At 70.3% G+C, this 16,394-nt stretch carries 13 protein-coding genes; 1 reads left to right on the top strand and 12 read right to left on the bottom strand.

Features of this window, described 5'->3' with window-relative positions; all coding sequences use genetic code 11:
* Positions 1 to 3 precede the first annotated feature (3 nt).
* The 12 genes from clpB to AB0H88_RS29735 form a co-directional block, all read right to left on the bottom strand.
* Positions 4 to 2,622 (bottom strand): ATP-dependent chaperone ClpB, encoded by a 2,619-nt coding sequence (gene clpB / locus AB0H88_RS29790; protein ID WP_357650143.1) that lies wholly within the window; start codon positions 2,620 to 2,622, stop codon positions 4 to 6.
* A gap of 10 nt (positions 2,623 to 2,632) precedes the next feature.
* Positions 2,633 to 2,926 carry a chaperone modulator CbpM gene (locus AB0H88_RS29785; RefSeq protein ID WP_357650140.1) on the bottom strand — a complete coding sequence of 98 codons (294 nt, stop codon included), beginning with the start codon at positions 2,924 to 2,926 and terminating at the stop codon, positions 2,633 to 2,635.
* A complete protein-coding gene (locus AB0H88_RS29780) occupies positions 2,923 to 3,846 on the bottom strand; it encodes a DnaJ C-terminal domain-containing protein (protein ID WP_357650622.1) in 924 nt (307 codons plus the stop codon). The genes AB0H88_RS29785 and AB0H88_RS29780 overlap by 4 nt, the downstream gene beginning before the upstream one ends.
* Positions 3,846 to 4,454 (bottom strand): nucleotide exchange factor GrpE, encoded by a 609-nt coding sequence (locus AB0H88_RS29775; RefSeq protein ID WP_357650138.1) that lies wholly within the window; start codon positions 4,452 to 4,454, stop codon positions 3,846 to 3,848. The genes AB0H88_RS29780 and AB0H88_RS29775 overlap by 1 nt, the downstream gene beginning before the upstream one ends.
* 1 nt (position 4,455) lies before the next feature.
* Positions 4,456 to 6,354, bottom strand: coding sequence for a molecular chaperone DnaK (gene dnaK, locus AB0H88_RS29770; protein WP_357650136.1), 1,899 nt, complete (start codon positions 6,352 to 6,354; stop codon positions 4,456 to 4,458).
* A 37-nt stretch (positions 6,355 to 6,391) separates the two neighbouring features.
* Positions 6,392 to 6,868, bottom strand: a complete 477-nt coding sequence (locus AB0H88_RS29765; protein ID WP_357650134.1) for a general stress protein — start codon at positions 6,866 to 6,868, stop codon at positions 6,392 to 6,394.
* A 142-nt stretch (positions 6,869 to 7,010) separates the two neighbouring features.
* Positions 7,011 to 9,779 (bottom strand): AAA family ATPase, encoded by a 2,769-nt coding sequence (locus tag AB0H88_RS29760; protein WP_357650132.1) that lies wholly within the window; start codon positions 9,777 to 9,779, stop codon positions 7,011 to 7,013.
* Between the two features lie 573 nt (positions 9,780 to 10,352).
* A complete protein-coding gene (locus AB0H88_RS29755; RefSeq protein WP_357650130.1) occupies positions 10,353 to 11,171 on the bottom strand; it encodes an NAD(P)H-binding protein in 819 nt (272 codons plus the stop codon).
* Positions 11,172 to 11,398: 227 nt separating this feature from the next.
* Complete coding sequence (locus AB0H88_RS29750; RefSeq protein ID WP_357650128.1) at positions 11,399 to 12,661, bottom strand: FAD-dependent oxidoreductase; 1,263 nt, start codon at positions 12,659 to 12,661, stop codon at positions 11,399 to 11,401.
* On the bottom strand, positions 12,658 to 13,398 hold the full coding sequence (locus AB0H88_RS29745) for an amino acid ABC transporter ATP-binding protein (RefSeq protein WP_357650126.1): 741 nt from the start codon (positions 13,396 to 13,398) through the stop codon (positions 12,658 to 12,660). Before AB0H88_RS29745 ends, AB0H88_RS29750 begins: the two co-directional genes overlap by 4 nt.
* The gene (locus AB0H88_RS29740) at positions 13,395 to 14,108 is read right to left on the bottom strand and encodes an amino acid ABC transporter permease (RefSeq protein ID WP_357650124.1); all 714 of its coding nucleotides are present in this window, start codon (positions 14,106 to 14,108) and stop codon (positions 13,395 to 13,397) included. The genes AB0H88_RS29745 and AB0H88_RS29740 overlap by 4 nt, the downstream gene beginning before the upstream one ends.
* A gap of 13 nt (positions 14,109 to 14,121) precedes the next feature.
* Positions 14,122 to 14,907: a transporter substrate-binding domain-containing protein gene (locus tag AB0H88_RS29735; RefSeq protein WP_357650122.1), complete on the bottom strand. Its 786-nt coding sequence runs from the start codon at positions 14,905 to 14,907 to the stop codon at positions 14,122 to 14,124.
* Positions 14,908 to 15,161: 254 nt separating this feature from the next.
* Between AB0H88_RS29735 and AB0H88_RS29730 the strand changes: the two genes are divergently transcribed.
* Positions 15,162 to 16,325 (top strand): sugar diacid recognition domain-containing protein, encoded by a 1,164-nt coding sequence (locus AB0H88_RS29730; RefSeq protein WP_357650120.1) that lies wholly within the window; start codon positions 15,162 to 15,164, stop codon positions 16,323 to 16,325.
* Positions 16,326 to 16,394: the final 69 nt, after the last annotated feature.

Below are 16,394 nucleotides of genomic sequence, written 5' to 3'. Positions count from 1 at the left end.
TCCTCAGTTCCCTGATCCGTGGAAGGTGACGGTCAGCTCGCCCTTGTCGACGTCGACCGTGACGGTCGAGCCCTCGGGGATGTCGCCGCTGAGCAGCGCGCGGCCGATCCTGGTCTCGACCTCGCGGGCGATGAAGCGCCGCAGCGGCCGGGCGCCGTAGACCGGGTCGTACCCCTGGTTGGCGATCAGCCGCCGCGCCGCCTGCGTGACCTCCAGGTTGAGCCGCCGGTCCGCCAGCCGCTCCCTGATGTCGTTGAACATCAGCTCGACGATCAGCTCGATCTCGCCCTCGGTCAGCGGCTTGAACAGCACGATGTCGTCGACCCTGTTGAGGAACTCGGGCCGGAAGTGGCGGCGCAGCTCCCCCATCACCCGGTCGCGTGCCTCGGGCTTGATCTCGCCGTCGGAGGTGACGCCGTCGAGCAGGTACTGGGAGCCGATGTTGGAGGTCATGATGACCACGGTGTTGCGGAAGTCGACCGTGCGGCCCTGGGCGTCGGTCAGCCGCCCGTCGTCGAGGACCTGCAGCAGCGTGTTGAACACGTCCGCGTGGGCCTTCTCGATCTCGTCGAACAGCACCACCGAGTACGGCTTGCGCCGCACCGCCTCCGTCAGCTGGCCGCCCTCCTCATAACCGATGTAGCCCGGAGGGGCGCCGACCAGACGGCTGACCGTGTGGCGCTCCTGGTACTCGCTCATGTCGATGCGGATCATGTTGTCCTCGGTGTCGAACAACGCGGCCGCCAGCGATTTGGCCAGCTCGGTCTTGCCGACACCGGTCGGCCCGAGGAAGAGGAACGATCCGATGGGGCGTCTGGGGTCCTTGATGCCGGCTCGGGCGCGGATGACGGCGTCGGCCACGAGCCGTACGGCCTCCTCCTGGCCGATGACGCGCTCGTGCAGGATCTCGTCCAGCCGCAGCAGTTTCTCGCGCTCCGCCTCCTTCAGCCGGCTCACCGGGATGCCGGTCCAGCGCGCGACGATGGAGGCGATCTCCTCCTCGGTCACGACCTCGCGCAGCAGCCGGTGCCCGTGCTGCCGGCTGTCCAGCAGCTCCTCCTCGGCACGCAGCCGCCGTTCCAGCTCGGGGAGCTTGCCGTGGCGCAGCTCGGCGGCGCGGTTGAGGTCGTAGTTACGCTCGGCCAGCTCCGCCTCATGCCGTACGGACTCGATCTCCTGCCGCAGGGCCTGGACCTTGCGCAGGGCCGAGCGCTCGGCCTCCCACTGCGCCCGCATCGCGCCGGCCTCGGCGCGCAGGTCGGCCAGCTCCTTGCGCAGATCGGCGAGGCGAGCCTGGCTCGCCGGGTCGTCCTCCTTGGCCAGCGCGGCCTCCTCGATCTCCAGCCGCATGAGCCGCCTGGTCAGCTCGTCGAGCTCGGCGGGCATGGAGTCGATCTCGGTACGGAGCATCGCGCACGCCTCGTCGACCAGGTCGATCGCCTTGTCCGGCAGGAACCGGTCGGCGATGTAGCGGTGGCTCAGATTCACCGCGGCGACCAGCGCGCTGTCCTGGATCTTCACGCCGTGGAAGACCTCCAGCCGCTCGCGCAGTCCGCGCAGGATCGAGATTGCGTCCTCGACGGAGGGCTCCTCGACCAGCACCGGCTGGAAGCGCCGCTCCAGGGCCGCGTCCTTCTCGATGTGCCGGCGGTACTCCTCGACCGTGGTCGCGCCGATCATGTGCAGCTCGCCGCGCGCGAGCATCGGCTTGAGCATGTTGCCGGCGTCCAGGGCGCCTTCGGTCGCCCCGGCTCCGACCACCGTGTGGAGCTCGTCGACGAACAGCAGGATCCGGCCCTCGGCCGCCTTCACCTCGTTCAGCACGGCCTTGAGGCGTTCCTCGAACTCCCCGCGGTACTTGGCGCCGGCCACGAGCGAGCCCATGTCCAGGCTGAAGATCGTCTTGTCGCGCAGTCCCTCGGGGACGTCACCGCGCACGATCCGCTGGGCGAGTCCTTCGACGATGGCCGTCTTGCCGACACCGGGGTCACCGATCAGGACGGGGTTGTTCTTGGTCTTGCGGGAGAGGATCTGGATCACCCGGCGGATCTCGGAGTCGCGGCCGATGACGGGGTCGAGCTTGTCCGCGCGGGCTTCGGCGACCAGGTCACGCCCGTACTTCTCCAGCGCCTCGTAGGCCACTTCGGGCATGGCCGAGGTGACCCGCTGGTTGCCCCGGACGGCGGTGAGCGACTCCAGGAAGCGGTCCCGGGTCAGTCCCTGGCCGTGCAGCAGCCGCCCCGAGGCGCCCGAGGTCCCCTCCTCGATCATGGCCAGCAGCAGGTGCTCGACGGAGACGTACTCGTCCTTGAGCCGCTTCGCCTCCCGCTCCGCGGTGTCGAGCAGCCGGGTCAGCCGCTGGGTGACGAAGACCTGGCCGGGTGTCGTCCCCGGCCCGCTGACCTTGGGCCGGCGCGCGAGCTCCGCCTCCAGGTCGGTGATCAAGCTGTCCGTGTTCGCCCCCGCCGCCGCCAGCAGCCGGGGTGCCAGCCCTTCCGGTTGTTCGAGCAAGGCCAGCAGGAGGTGCTCGGCGTCGACCTCGGTATGCCCGTATCGCACGGCCTTGGTCTGGGCGTCGTGCAGCGCCTCCTGCGATTTCCGCGTCATCCGGTTCGGGTCCACTCCACTCCCCCTAGTGTCGTTCCGACAAGCGCCGCAGGGTCGTCTCCAGCTCTTCGATCCGGTCGAGCAGGTCGATCACCAGGCCGATGGCGGCGTAGTTGATCGACAGGCCGTGGTGCAGCCGCTGGATCCGGGCGGCCACGGCCACCTGGGCGGGCGGGAAGTACAGCTCGCCCCTGACGTCCCTGACCGGTTCGAGCAGGCCGAGCGCCACGAGCCGGCGGATGGCCTCCGGGTGCAGGCCGGTGGCGCGCGCGTAGGAGTTCAGGTCCAGGCGCGCCGGCCGTACGAGTGCGTAGGTCATGAACGCCCCCTCGGGTCGAAGGCCGAGACGGCGGCGAGCTGCTCGAACAGGCGCCGCTCCTCCTCGGTGAGCCGGGGCGGCACCATGACGCGGACCTCGGCGAAGAAGTCCCCGGCGCTGACGCCGCGCGGGTCGGGCATGCCGCGCCCGCGCAGTCGCAGGCGGCGGCCGGTCGGGGTGCCCGGCGGCACCTTGAGCTTCGCCTCGCCGCCCGGCGTGTCGATGGCGACCGTGGCGCCCAGCGCGGCCTCCCAGGGCGCCAGCGGCAGGACGGCATGGATGTCGCGTCCCTCGACGCGGTAACGGGGATGGTCGGCGATCCGGACGATGAGGTAGAGATCGCCCCGCGGCGCGTCGCCGCTCCCGTGGCCGCCCTCACCGGCGAGCCTGACGCGCCGGCCGTTCGTGACGCCCGGAGGGATCGTCACGTCCAGCCGCCGGCCGCCGGGCAAGGTGATGGTACGACGCCCGCCCTTGTACGCCTCCTCGACCGTGAGCGTCAGCCCGGCCTCCTGGTCGGCACCGGGCACGGGCCCCCAGCCGCGCCCGCCGCGCCCGCCTCGGCCGCCGAACATGCCGCCGAGCAGGTCCTCGATGTCGATGCCGCTCTCGAAGCCTGCTCCCCCTGTCGAACGCCACTGGCTGCCGCCGCCGCGTGCGCGGGCGTACTGCTCGGGGTCCATGTCGGGCGGCACCTGGCGGAAATCAGGACCGAACGCGTCGTACCTGCGGCGCGTTTGGGGGTCGGACAGTACGGAGTACGCCTCCGAGATCTCCTTGAACCGGTCCTCCGCCCCGGGATCCTTGTTGACGTCGGGATGGTTGGCGCGCACGAGTTTGCGATAGGCCCGCTGGATCTCGTCCTGGTCGGCCTTCCGGTCGACGCCCAGCACTTCGTAGAAGTCCCGCCGGACGACCATCACTCCGCCTTCTTCGACACGACCACGACCGCCGGCCGCAGCTGCCGCCGGCCGTCGCCATAGCCGGGACGCACCACCTGGACGACGGTGCCGGGCGCGACGTCGTCCCGTGCGACGGTGGCCACCGCCTCGTGGTGAACCGGGTCGAAGGGCACATCGCTCTCGTCGTGGCGGGCGTACCCGAGGCGGGACAGCACCGCCAGGGCCTGGTCCCGTACGGCCCGCACGCCCTCGGCGATGGCGCGCGCCTCACCTTCCTGACCGGCCGCGTGGCCCAGGGCGAGCTCCAGGTTGTCCAGGATGGGCAGCCACTCGGCCGCCACCCTGTCCCGCTCCTCGGCCCGCAGCCGTTCGGCGTCGCGGGCGATGCGTTTGCGCACGTTGTCCAGCTCGGCGACCGAGCGCAGCCAGCGGTCCTCCAGCTCGGCGAGCTTCGCGTCGGTCTCCGCGGAGGAGTCGGAGCGCGCCTCCGCGGACGCCCCCGTAGGTGTCTGCGGAGGCGCCTTCGCGGACGCGTCGGCGGGCGTGGGCGTGGGCGCGTCCGTCGCGCCCGGTGCCTGCCGAGCCGGTGCTTCGGCCTGGTCCGTTCTGTCCTCGTGGCCTTTCATGTCACTCCGAGTCGGAGGTGGTGAACTCGGCGTCGATCACGTCCTCGTCGCGGCCGGAAGCGGCCTCCGTCCTGCCCTGCGGCGGTACGCCGGCTTGCCCCTCCGGCCGGCCGCTGACCGCGAGCCCGTGATAGACCTGCTGGAGTTCGCCGCTGAGGCCGCGCAACCGGTCGAGCGGCGCCTCTTCCTTGACCGCCTGCCGGGCGTCCTGGACGAGTTGCTCCGCACGCGCCTTCTCGTGGACGGGGACACCGTCGCCGAGCTCATGCAGGCGCCGTTCCACCTGGTAGGCGACCGAGTCCAGCTCGTTGCGGGCATCGATCGCCTCCCGGAGCCGGGCGTCCTCGGTGCGGTGCTGCTCGGCTTCGGCGACCATCCGCTCGATGTCCTGCTTGTCCAGGTTGGAGCTCTCGGTGATGGTGATCCGCTGCTCGGCACCGGTGTCCTTGTCGCGGGCGGTGACGTTGAGGATGCCGTTGGCGTCGATGTCGAAGGTGACCTCGATCTGCGGCTCTCCCCGGGACGCGGGGCGGATGTTCTCCAGCCGGAAGCGCCCGAGCACCCGGTTGTCGGCCGCGCGCTCCCGCTCCCCCTGAAGGATCACGATGTCGACGGCGTTCTGGTTGTCGTCGGCCGTGCTGAAGGTCTCGGTCCGGCGGGCCGGGATCGTGGTGTTGCGTTCGATGACCTTGGTCATGACGCCGCCGAGCGTCTCGACGCCCAGCGACAGGGGCGTGACATCGAGCAGGACGACGTCCTCGACCTCGCCCTTGAGGATGCCGGCCTGGATCGCCGCGCCGATGGCCACGACCTCGTCCGGGTTCACCGTCATGTTGGGGTCCTTGCCGCCGGTGAGCCTGCGCACGAGGTTCTGCACGGCGGGCATGCGGGTCGACCCGCCGACGAGGATCACCTCGTCGATGTCCGAGGGCCTGAGTTTGGCGTCCTCCATCGCCTGCTCCACGGGATGGACGCAGCGCTCTACCAGGTCGGCGGTGATCTGCTCGAACGTGGAGCGCATGAGCGTGGTGTTGAGGTGCTTCGGCCCCGTCGCATCCGCCGTGATGAACGGCAGGCTGATCGTGGTCTGGGTCACCGCGGACAGCTCGACCTTGGCCTTCTCCGCCGCTTCGAAGAGCCGCTGCAGGGCCTGCGGGTCGCGGCGCAGGTCGATGCCCTGGTCCTTCTGGAACTCGTCGGCCAGGTAGTCGACGATCCGCCGGTCGAAGTCGTCCCCGCCGAGATGCCCGTCGCCGGAGGTCGAACGTACCTCGACGACCCCCTCACCGATGTCCAGGATGCTGACGTCGAAGGTGCCGCCGCCCAGGTCGAAGACCAGCACGGTCTCGTTGGACTTCTTGTCCAGCCCGTAGGCCAGCGCGGCGGCGGTCGGCTCGTTGATGATCCGGAGGACTTCGAGCCCGGCGATGCGGCCCGCGTCCTTGGTCGCCTGGCGCTGGGCGTCGTTGAAGTAGGCCGGGACGGTGATGACGGCCTCGGTGACCTTCTCGCCGAGATACTTCGCCGCGTCGGCGGCGAGCTTCCTCAGCACCAGGGCCGAGACCTCCTCCGGCGCGTACTGCTTGTCGCCGACCTGGAAGCGTACCGATCCGTCCGGCCCTTCCACCACGTCGAAGGAGACCGCGTGGATCTCGCTCTCGACCTCGTTGAAGCGGCGGCCGATGAACCGCTTGGCGGAGTAGATCGTCCCTTTGGGGTTGAGTATGGCCTGACGGCGGGCCAGCTGGCCGACCAGCCGCTCGCCCTGGTCGGTGAACGCCACCACCGACGGTGTCGTCCGTGACCCCTCCACGTTGGGAATGACCGTGGGCTGACCGTCCTCTGTGGCGGCGATCACCGAGTTGGTCGTACCGAGATCGATACCGACTGCTTTCGCCATGGCGAGCTCCCCCTAGCCGCTTGTTTCGCTTCTTGTGCTAGCCGCTTGTCTTGCCGAGCAGTTCCTGGGCCCTGGCCACGTGGTCGGACTCGACGAGGACGTCGTACTTGTCGGCTACCAGCCCGCTCTCCGAGACGAAGTCCCGGCGGCCGCCGTGTACCGAGTGCGAGATCAGACCGTAGATCGCTCCGGCGACCAGTCCCCACAGCAGCCCCCACAGCAGCAGGCCGACCATGGCCGAGGGCCTGGGCGCGAAGAAGATCCCCAGGAACAGGCCGATGAGCACACCGAACCAGGCTCCGGACGCGGCCCCCAACCCGGCGGCGCGCAGGTACGTCATGCGCGAGACCACCCGCTCCACCGAGCGCAGTCCCACTCCTACGATGAGCGTTCCCTGTACGGGGAACCCGTGGTCGGACAGAAAGTCCACGGCCTTCTCGGCCTCGGCGTACGTCGGATAGCTGGCGACCGGGACCCGGTTCGCGGTGATCGGGCCCGGTGATGCTAGAGACACGGCTCCTCCTCGATTACAGGCGGGATACCTCTGCGTACGTTTTCGAGTGCGTACGTTTTCGAGGCTTCTCCGGGCATCCGTCCGCCACATCCCCCAGGTGTGTAGTCATCACCGTCTGTTTGCTCATACGGGCTGGCATCGCTCAGGCTCCTGCCACACCGGACGGGCCGGACTCGACCCTTCCCTGCGACACCACAAGACGGACGAGCTCGATACGGGAGTTGATCTGCAGCTTGCGGTAGACGTGCCGCAGGTGGAAGGCCACCGTGTGCACGCTGATGAATGTCTGCTCGGCGATCCGCCGGTTGGTCCATCCGTCGGCGACGAGCAGCGAGATGTTCCGCTCGGTCTCGGTAAGGCTGTCCCAGCCGGAGACCGGCCGCTCGGCGTAGCTCCAGTGGCGGTGGCGGACGCCCATGCCGCGCAGCCTCTGGCGGACGCGCGCCAAATCCCTGACAGAGCCGATGTCCTGGTAGATCGCGAGGGCGCGATCCAGGCTGCCGGCCGCTTCCTCGTGCCGCCCGGTGGCGAGGAGCGCCGTGCCGAGATCCTCCATAGCCGAGGCCCGGGCCCATGCGTCGTCCGTCCGCTCGGCGGCCCGGCCGAGGGCATCGCAGTCGCCATCGAGCAGGCCGCGGGCGTGCGCGGCCGAGGCGACCAGCGCGGCGAACCCCGGGTTGGCCGCGCTGAGCGCCTCCACGGCGGCCACGACGGCCTCGGCCGCCGGGCGGTCGTCGGCGGCGAGGGCGACGCGGACCATCCACGCGCTCGCCGTGGGGTCCATGGTGAGCATCGAGCGCAGCCGCGCGCATGGTACGGGAAGGTCCGTGAGCAGGGTCATCGCGCTGAGCGGCCCGTCGCGTACCTCGGCGACCTGCGCCGTCAGCAGCGTATGCCGTGGATGGCCAGTGAGTGGACCGCCTCCTCCGCCCGCACCGCCCGCACCGCCGGCACCGCCTGCACCGCCAGCGACATCCGCAACGTCCGCGAAGTCCGCGATGTCCGCGACGTACCGCGACGCCGCGCGCAGGTCGCCGCGGCGCAGCGCGACGGTGGCGAGGACGGCGTTGGCCACCATGGCGGGCAGCGGGGTGCCCAAGGCGGTTGCCAGGTCCAAGGCTTTCTCCGCCTCGGTGACGGCGTCGGCGAAACGGCCCGCGGCGAGTTCGGCCCGCGCCTCCAGAGCGGAGGCGTCCGCGGTCCAGGTCAGATGGTTGTCGGCGGACATGTCCGCACGAGCCTCCCGGAGGATCGCACGGGCCTCGTCGAGCCGGTGGACGTTCATGAGCAGCTCGGCGGAGACGAGCAGGGAGTCGTAGCGATGCACGTATGACTCCTCCGTCCCGGCCAGCTGCCGGGCGTCCTCGGCGTACGCCAGCGCCTCGGTGAAGCGGCCCTCTTCCCACTCGGTGACCGCGAGCACCACCAGGGCCGCGACCTGCGCCGCCGGACCGTACCGGGCGCCGCCTTCCAGGACCTCGCACGCGTACTCCCGGGCGGGCGTGCCCGAAGCCCGCAGGCGCGTCAGGGCGTACAGCCGGATCAGGACCGCCCGATCGCGCACGTGGCCGGGCAGGTCGGGTACGGCCAGCACCGTCTCGGCCTGCCGCAGGGCCTCCTCGATCCGGCCGGTCAGATACATGATGTCCGACAGGAGGCAGCGCAGTTCGGCCACGTTGCCCGCCGGGTCGCGATCGGCCAAACCCCCGTTGACCAGCCGCTCGGCCTCCTGCAGCCGCCCCCCGGCGATCGCCGCGTCAATGAGGGCGACCAGGTCACCGGAGCCGGGAGCGGAGAGGTCCGGTGACCGACTCGTCGCCCCGGCGTAGACGTCCGGTAGCCGGCTCGCCGGCTCGGCGTAGACCTCCGGTGGCCGACTCGCCGTTTCGACGTTGGTGCGGACGCCGAGCTGGTCCAGCAGCGCGTGCCGTACCGGCTGCGGGACCCGCGTGGCGACCACGAGCCTGACCAGTTCGTGGCGGAAGGTGAGGCCCTGCGGGGTGGCGGCCAGGATGCCCGCCGCCATGCACTCTTCGACCAGGGGAAGCAGGGCGGCCGGTGTGGTGCCCAGCAGTGACGTGGCCTGTTCCGGCGAGAAGGACCGGCCGAGCACGGCGACGGTCTCCACCAGGTTTCTGGCGCCTGTGCTGAGGGCGTCGATCCAGTGGCGTACGACCATCCGCAGCCGGTGGGGAACGTACGCGTGCGGCAGGACGATTCCGTCGGCCCCGGCTGCCAGCCGTCCTTCATCACGGAGACCGGCGAGCAGCTCGCTGATCAGCAGCGGATTGCCGCCGGCGCCGCCCGCCAGTGCCAGCAGGGCCGGCTCGGGTGGCGCCCCGAGTGTCTCCGTCATCAGCCCGACGACCGCCTCCGGCGAGAGCGGCGCGAGCTCGACCCTGGCGGCTCCTTCTCGCTCCAGGAGGTCGAACAGGAAAGCGGCCTGGCCCTGTTCCACGGCGGTGGATCGGCTCAGCAGCCAGCCGATGGACCGGGACGCGAGCACGTGGTGCAGGGCGCGCAGCACCATCAGCGTCATCGGGTCCGCCCAGTGCAGGTCGTCGAGCACGACCAGCACCGGTCCCGTGGCCCGTTCCTCGAGGCCGGATCTCAGGCGTTCGAGGGTACGCGCCCGCGAGTCGCCGGGATCGCCGCCGGCGGCCGGCTCGAAGCGCAGATCGAGAGCCTGGTACAGCATTCCGCAGGGAATCAGCTCGCCCAGCTCCCCCGGGCCGCCCTGGAGCACGCTGACGCGGCGCTCACCCGCGGCGCGGGCGGCTTCAGTGAGCAGGCGGGTCCGGCCCGCCCCCGGCTCGCCGTCCACCAGCAGCGTCCCGGCCGCGCCCCCCTCCACCGTGCGCAGCAGGGTCTCGACACAGTGCCATTCCCGATCGCGTTCCCACATTCGCATCCCCCAACTCCTGGCTTTCCGGATAGGGGCCTCCGAACCCCATGCCGGGGGAGATTTTTCGCACTTCCCCTGGTAGATGGCCGCATGAGCCGGGGCTGTGGTCCAGGATCAGCCGGGAGGGATGCTGCGCCAGGCACCAGCCCTACAGCAGGTACGGCGCTCCCGGCACCTGACTTCGACGCCTTACCCGGGATCTACGAACTCGCCGCCTCTTACGGCCGTCCCGTCCCCGGACCATCGAGCGGAGGATTCTTCACCGCCGTCCGTACAGGCCGCTGACCGCTCCCGGAGGATCGGCCGCTTGGCCCTATGCCCGCCGCGCTCGCCTGCCGCGCCACCGCCCGGGTAGCCTCGTCGGCCAGACACGCGCCCAGGCCGACGCCGCCGCGAACAAGGCCGCCGTCTGAGCTTTCCTGGCTCGTCCTCGGCAACGCCTGACCCGCCACCGGGAGGAGCGGGTCAAGATGTGGCGCCCGCAGGCGAAGCCGAGGACGAACGATCTCGACGTGGGACGAGCCGCGGCGATCGTCGCAGCGTCGAGGAAGAGCTGGAGTCGAGGAAGAGCCGGAGCGGTCAGCGGAAGTCGGCCGCGTGGTCGCGCGCCCATTCCGCGAAGGTCTGGGCAGGGCGTCCGGTGATCTTCTCGACGATGACGGAGGTCTCGGGGACGGTATCGGCGCCCGTCGTCCACGCGCGCATGATCGCCTCCACTCCCATCGCGGGCATTGTCTTGCCCAGGTCGGCCCGCGCCTGTTCGGGTGTGACCACCTCGATCGGGATCTTCCTGCCGATGGCCGCGCCGATGTGCCCGACCTGCTCGCGCAGGGTGAGCGCCTGCGGCCCGTACACCGTGTACGCCTGCCGCCCGTGCCCACGCTCGGTCAGCGCCGTCACGGCGAGCGCGGCCATGTCCCGCTCGCTGACGGGAGCCGCCATCGCCTCCGGGTACGGCAGTCGCACCGCCTCCCCGCCCTTGATCGCCCGCGTCCACCACCATCGGGTGTTGGTCGCGAACATCCCCGGCCGGATGAAGGTCCAGGAGAGCCCGGACTCCTCCAGGGCCGACTCCACGATGCGATGCTCGCGCGCGATCGGATTGCGGTCAGCGCCGGGCTGCACGACCGCCCCGGACGAGAGCAACACCACCCGCCGCACTCCGGCCGAACGCGCAGCCGCCACGAAATCGGCGATGCCCGCGGGTTTGGCATAGAGAAAGACCTGCGAGGCGCCTTCCAGCGCGGCGGGCAACGTTTCCGGCACATCCAGATCCGCTGCTATGTGGGAGGTGTCCGGCGTCCTGCTCGTCAGCCGGACCGGCACGCTCGAAGCGGTCAGACCTGCGGCGACATGGCGGCCGACGCTCCCCCGAGCGCCGAAAACAACCGTGACCATGGTGTGGGGTCTCCTCTAATCCTCGGTGAGCAGTTTGACGAGCTGGGTCTGCTGGACCTGCCGGGTCTCAGGTGACAGTGGGTCACTCGGCGACGGCCGCGGCGAGGACGCGCTCCCGCGCCCCCTGCACTCCCTGCCTGCGCTCGTCCGGCCGCCGTTCCTCTGGCGACATGCCTCACATACTACTCAATCAATTAATTGAATGAACCTTCGGGTGGGTGCGTGCCCTATCGTCGGTCGCCGCGGAAGGCCCCGAGCTCGGCCGGGCGACGGCCGGTGACGACGTAGTCGGCCATCGCTCGGCCGCTCGCCGGGGCGAGTGTGATGCCGAGCATCCCGTGCCCGGTGGCCGCGTAGGCGTTGGGGGTGCCAGGGACCTGGTCGAGCACCGGCAACCCGTCGGGGAGCATGGGCCGCCCACCCACCCAGGGGTCGCGGATGAGCGCCATCAGGTCGTCGGGGGTGTCGTACCACGGGCCGAGGTAGTCGCGGCTGGCACGGGCGATGGCCACCACGCGCCGCCAGTCGAGACGCCGGTTGTTGCCGCTGAGCTCCATCGTCCCGGCGATGCGGGTGCTCCCCGCGATGGGCGAGACCGCGACATGCTTGTCCCCGAGGTACATGGGGTGCTCAGGGGCGGGGTCGAGGTGGACCGAGAAGCTGTAGCCCTTGCCCGCCTGGAGCGGCATCCGCATACCGAGGCCGCGCAGCAGATCCGCCGACCAGGACCCGGCGGCCACCACCACGGCGGAGCAGTCGAGATCGCCCTCGGACATGCGCAGCGCGGCCACCTGACCGCGGCGCATGCGGAACCCCCGCACGGCCGCGTGCTCGGTGATGCTCACCCCGGCCTTGCGCAGGTGGGCGGCGAGCGACTCGACGAAGGCCGTCGGGTCGAGCACGCCCTCCCCGCGCACGCGGTAGCCCGCCGTGACCTTGCCGCCGAGCGCGGGATCGAGGTCCAGCAGGTCCCTGCCAGTGAGGATCTCGTCGGGCACGTCGTACCCCGCCCATGTCATGGCACGCTGGGTGCGGTGGAAGCGCGTGGCCTCCTCCATCGAGATGAACGCGTGTACCAGGCCAGGTCTGGTCAGGGTCGTGTCGACCCCGGCCGCCGCCAGCTCTCCGTACCGGTCGAAGGCGGGCTCGGCGAAGCGGGCGACAGCCGCGTAGCCCCGCTGGAACGCCTCTCTGGTGCTGCTCCGCCGGAACTTCAGCAGCCAGTGGGCGAACGCCAGCGTCGGCTGTGGCCGCACGTACAGCGGAGAGTCAGGACGGCCGATCGAAGCGACGGCGTACCGGACGACGCCGGGCGCGGGCACCGGCGCTGAGTGGCTCAGGCAGACCCAGCCCGCGTTGCCACGTGAGGAGCCGCCGCCGACGGGACCCCGGTCCACGACGTGCACCTCCGCGCCCTGCCGCCGCAGGTAGAAGGCCGTGCAGAGGCCGACGGCGCCGCCGCCGATCACGACCACGGGCGGCGCGCTCACCGTATCGGCCCATAGGAGGTGAGAAAGGCTTTCGTCCGCGTCTCCCGCGGGTCGTCGAGCACCTTCTGCGGCGGACCCTCCTCCACGATGCGACCCCGGTCGAGGAAGGCCACCCAGTCGGAGATCTCCCTGGCGAAGGGCACCTCGTGGGTGACGATCAGCATGGTCATGCCGTCGTCGGCCAGGGTGCGCATGACCCGCAGCACCTCGCCGGTCGACTCGGGGTCGAGGGCCGAGGTGGGTTCGTCGAACAGCAGCACCGCGGGCTTGAGCGCGAGCGCCCTGGCGATGGCGACCCGCTGCTGCTCGCCGCCCGACATCTGTTCGGGAAAGGCGAGCGCGCGGTGCGACAGTCCCACCCTGCGCAGGAGCTGTACGGCCGTCGCCACCGCCTCGTCCTCGCCGATGCCGGCCGCCTTCATCTGCGCGAGCACCACGTTCTCCACCGCGGTCAGGTGAGGGAAGAGATGGAAGCGCTGGAAGACCATGCCGACGCGCTGGCGCAGCCTGGCCAGGTCGCCACCCGCCGGGTGGATCCGTTCGCCGGCCAGCTCGATGATGCCGGCGTCGGGCCGTTCCAGCAGGTTGACGCAGCGCAGCAGGGTGCTCTTGCCACCGCCGCTCTGGCCCAGGATGCTCACGATGTCGCCCGGCCGTACCTCCAGGCTGACCTCATCGAGCACCCGGCGCTCGTCGAAGGACTTGATCAGCCCGTCGATCCTCACGAGCGGTGTCATGAACCCTCTCCCAGCAATGCGCGGGCCTTGCGCAGGCGGCGGCGCCTGCCCATGAGCAGCGGCGAGCCCGCCCTGACCCGCCGCTCCAGCCAGAGCAACGCCTGCGACAGCGGATAGCAGAGCGCGAAGTAGATCGCCGCGATGACGAGGTAGACCTCCAGCGCCCTGAAGGTGTCCGACGTGATGAGCTGCGCCTGGGTCATGAGCTCGGCCGCCGAGATCGTCACCAGCAGCGAGGTGGACTTCAGCAGGTCCACCAGCATCGTGTTGGTGCCGGGCAGGGCGAGCCTGAGCGCCTGCGGAAAGATCACGTGGGTGAACGTGCCGAGCGGGCTCATGCCCAGAGCCTGGGCGCTCTCCCGCTGGCCGCCGTCCACCCCGGCCAGCGCGGACCGGAAGATCTCCGACAGGTAGGCGGCGTAGAAGACCACCAGGCTGAGCGCGCCCGCCTCGATCGCGCCCAACCGCACGCCGATCGAGGTCAGCCCGAAGTAGGTGACGAAGATGATCGCCAGCAGCGGGATGTTCTTGAAGACCTCGGTATAGATCGACGCGGGCAACCGCACCAGGCGCGATCCGCTCAGCCGCATGAGCGCGAGAAGCAGCCCGAGCACGACCGCTCCCGCGAAGCCCAGCACCGCGTACTCCACGGTGCGCAGCAACCCCTGCAGGAGCGTGTCGGTGTAGTCGGACCAGGGAACCTTGAACACGTTGCGCCTCCGTCTACAGGCTGGGCGGCTGCCAGCCGGCCGGGCGATCGACGCCGCGCCGCTGCTGGGCCATCCACGGTGAGGGCTTGAGGAACTGCTGAGCGTCGCCGCCGTACTTCTTGATCAGCGCGGCCATCTCGCCGTTGGCGTACATGCCTCTGATCGTCTGGGAGACGGCCTGCTCCAGCTTGGGCTCCTCCTTGGGGATGTAGAAGCTGGTCATGTACGGCCGCAGATACTCATACGCCGCCTGCTTCTTCACCTCCTCGTCGGTCGGAGCGGTGAGGTATCGGGTGCTGAACCGCATGTCAGGGCGCTTCTGCTGGGTATAGATGATCAGCAGCGGGTCGAGGAAGCCCACCTGGATACGGCCGGCGGACAGGTCGTTGAACACGCCCTGCGCGTCGGGGTAGGCGTGCAGTTCGGCCCCGGGGATGGCCTGGATCGACTTCACCCAGACGTAGCCGGTCACGGTGCCGAGCGGGAGTCCTTCGAGGTTCGCGACCGTGGCGTACTGCTTGTCGCCGTGCACCGCCATCGCCGGCGGCGAGTAGTAGGGCGGGTCGGTGAACAGGCCCTGCGTCTGCCGCTCCTTCGTCCACGCGATACCGCCGATGGAGATGTCGGCCCTGCGGGCCTGCACGCTGCCGAGCATCCCGCTGAAGTCGGTGACCTGAGGTTCGAGCCGCAGGTTCAGCTTCTTCGCGACGGCCTGGAGGATCTCGCTGTCGATGCCCACGAGGTCCTGGCCGCGGACCGCGGTGTAGGGCATGTACGGCTGGACGGCGACCTTGAGCACGCCAGGTTCGAGGGTGTTGTAGGAGTTCGCGACAGGTTTGTCGGATCCACACCCTGCAAGGACGTTAATCGCGATCAATGCGACTATAACGCCGCTTTTACGACTCATGGCGACCTCTTTCCGATATGTCCCCCAGAACTCGTATTGCGCCCACCGTAGACGAGCTTCACCCGAGCGTCATTGGACGATAAATTCATACTTAGCGGGATATTTCGCTTCTTTGCCGTACGATTCGCACGATGGAGGTGGCGTGCATGTCCCAACCCTGGCCACCGGTCCTCACGCCCACCCTCGCCCAGGGGATCGCCGGCGACACCAGCGACATCATCGGCTTCAACGTGCTGATCACCGATCCGGACGGCCTGGTCATCGGCAGCGGCGACACCCGCCGCATCGGCTCCTTCCACGAGGCGTCGGTGGAGGTCATGCGCACCCTGAAGTCCGCGGCGCACTCCGCGGAACAGGCCCGCCGGCTGCAGGGGGTACGGCCCGGCATCACGCTGCCGATCATCATCGACGGCCGGGCGCTGGGCACGGTCGGCATCACCGGCTCCCCGGCCCGGGTCCAGCGCTTCGGGCTGGTGGTCAAGCGGCAGACGGAGATCATGCTGCAGGAGTCGATGCGGCTGCGCTCCAGGTTGTTGCTGGAGCGGACGGTGGAGGACCTGCTCCGCGACATCGCGCGGTTCGACCCGGACGTGGTCAACCCTGAAGATCTCGTCGCGCGGGCCGGCGAGCTCGGCTACGACCTGCGGGCCGAGCGGACCGCGGTGATCGTCGACGTCGGGGAGGGCGCACCCAGCCACGACGGATCAGGCATCCGCTCGATGCTGCTCCGTGCCATCCGCGAGACGTTCTCCGGCTCCCAGGACCTCGTCGCCGCGATGACCTCCAGCCGTTTCGCCGCGCTCCCCCGCCTGCCCGCCGGGACCGACCTCCGATCGCTCTGCCTGCCGCTCGCCGGCCACATCCGCCAGCGGATCGGGCTGCGGGTCGGGATCGGCCTCGGCGTCGCGGCCGACTCGGTCCCCGGGCTGCACGACTCCTACGAGGACGCGGCCACGGCGCTGCGCCTCGGGCCGCGCGTCCATGCCGACGCCCAGGTCCACGCCATCGGAGACCTGCGCGTCCACCAGCTGCTGGCCGCCGCGCCGCGCAGGGCGCGCTCGCGCTTCGCCGGCGTCTCCACCGCCGGGCTGAGAGCCCGCCCCGACTGGCCGATGCTGCGCCAGACCGTCATCGCGTACTGCGAGAGCGGCTTCAACCTGGTCCGGGCCGCGGCCGCCCTGAACATCCACCGCAACACGCTGCTCTACCGCCTGGACAAGATCTCCCAGCTGTCAGGCCGGCCGGCGGACGATCACCGAGCCCGTCTGGCCCTGTACCTGGCCTGCGTGGCCGACCAGATAGAACCCTGAGCGGGGCGGACGGGATCACGTTTCCGCTCCGGCGGCCTTGCGCGCTGCTACGGCCCGCGTCATGCGTAT

It is taken from the genome of Nonomuraea sp. NPDC050680, from assembly GCF_040654555.1.
Classification (GTDB): Bacteria; Actinomycetota; Actinomycetes; order Streptosporangiales; family Streptosporangiaceae; genus Nonomuraea.
This window is presented reverse-complemented; position numbering and strand designations above follow the sequence as displayed.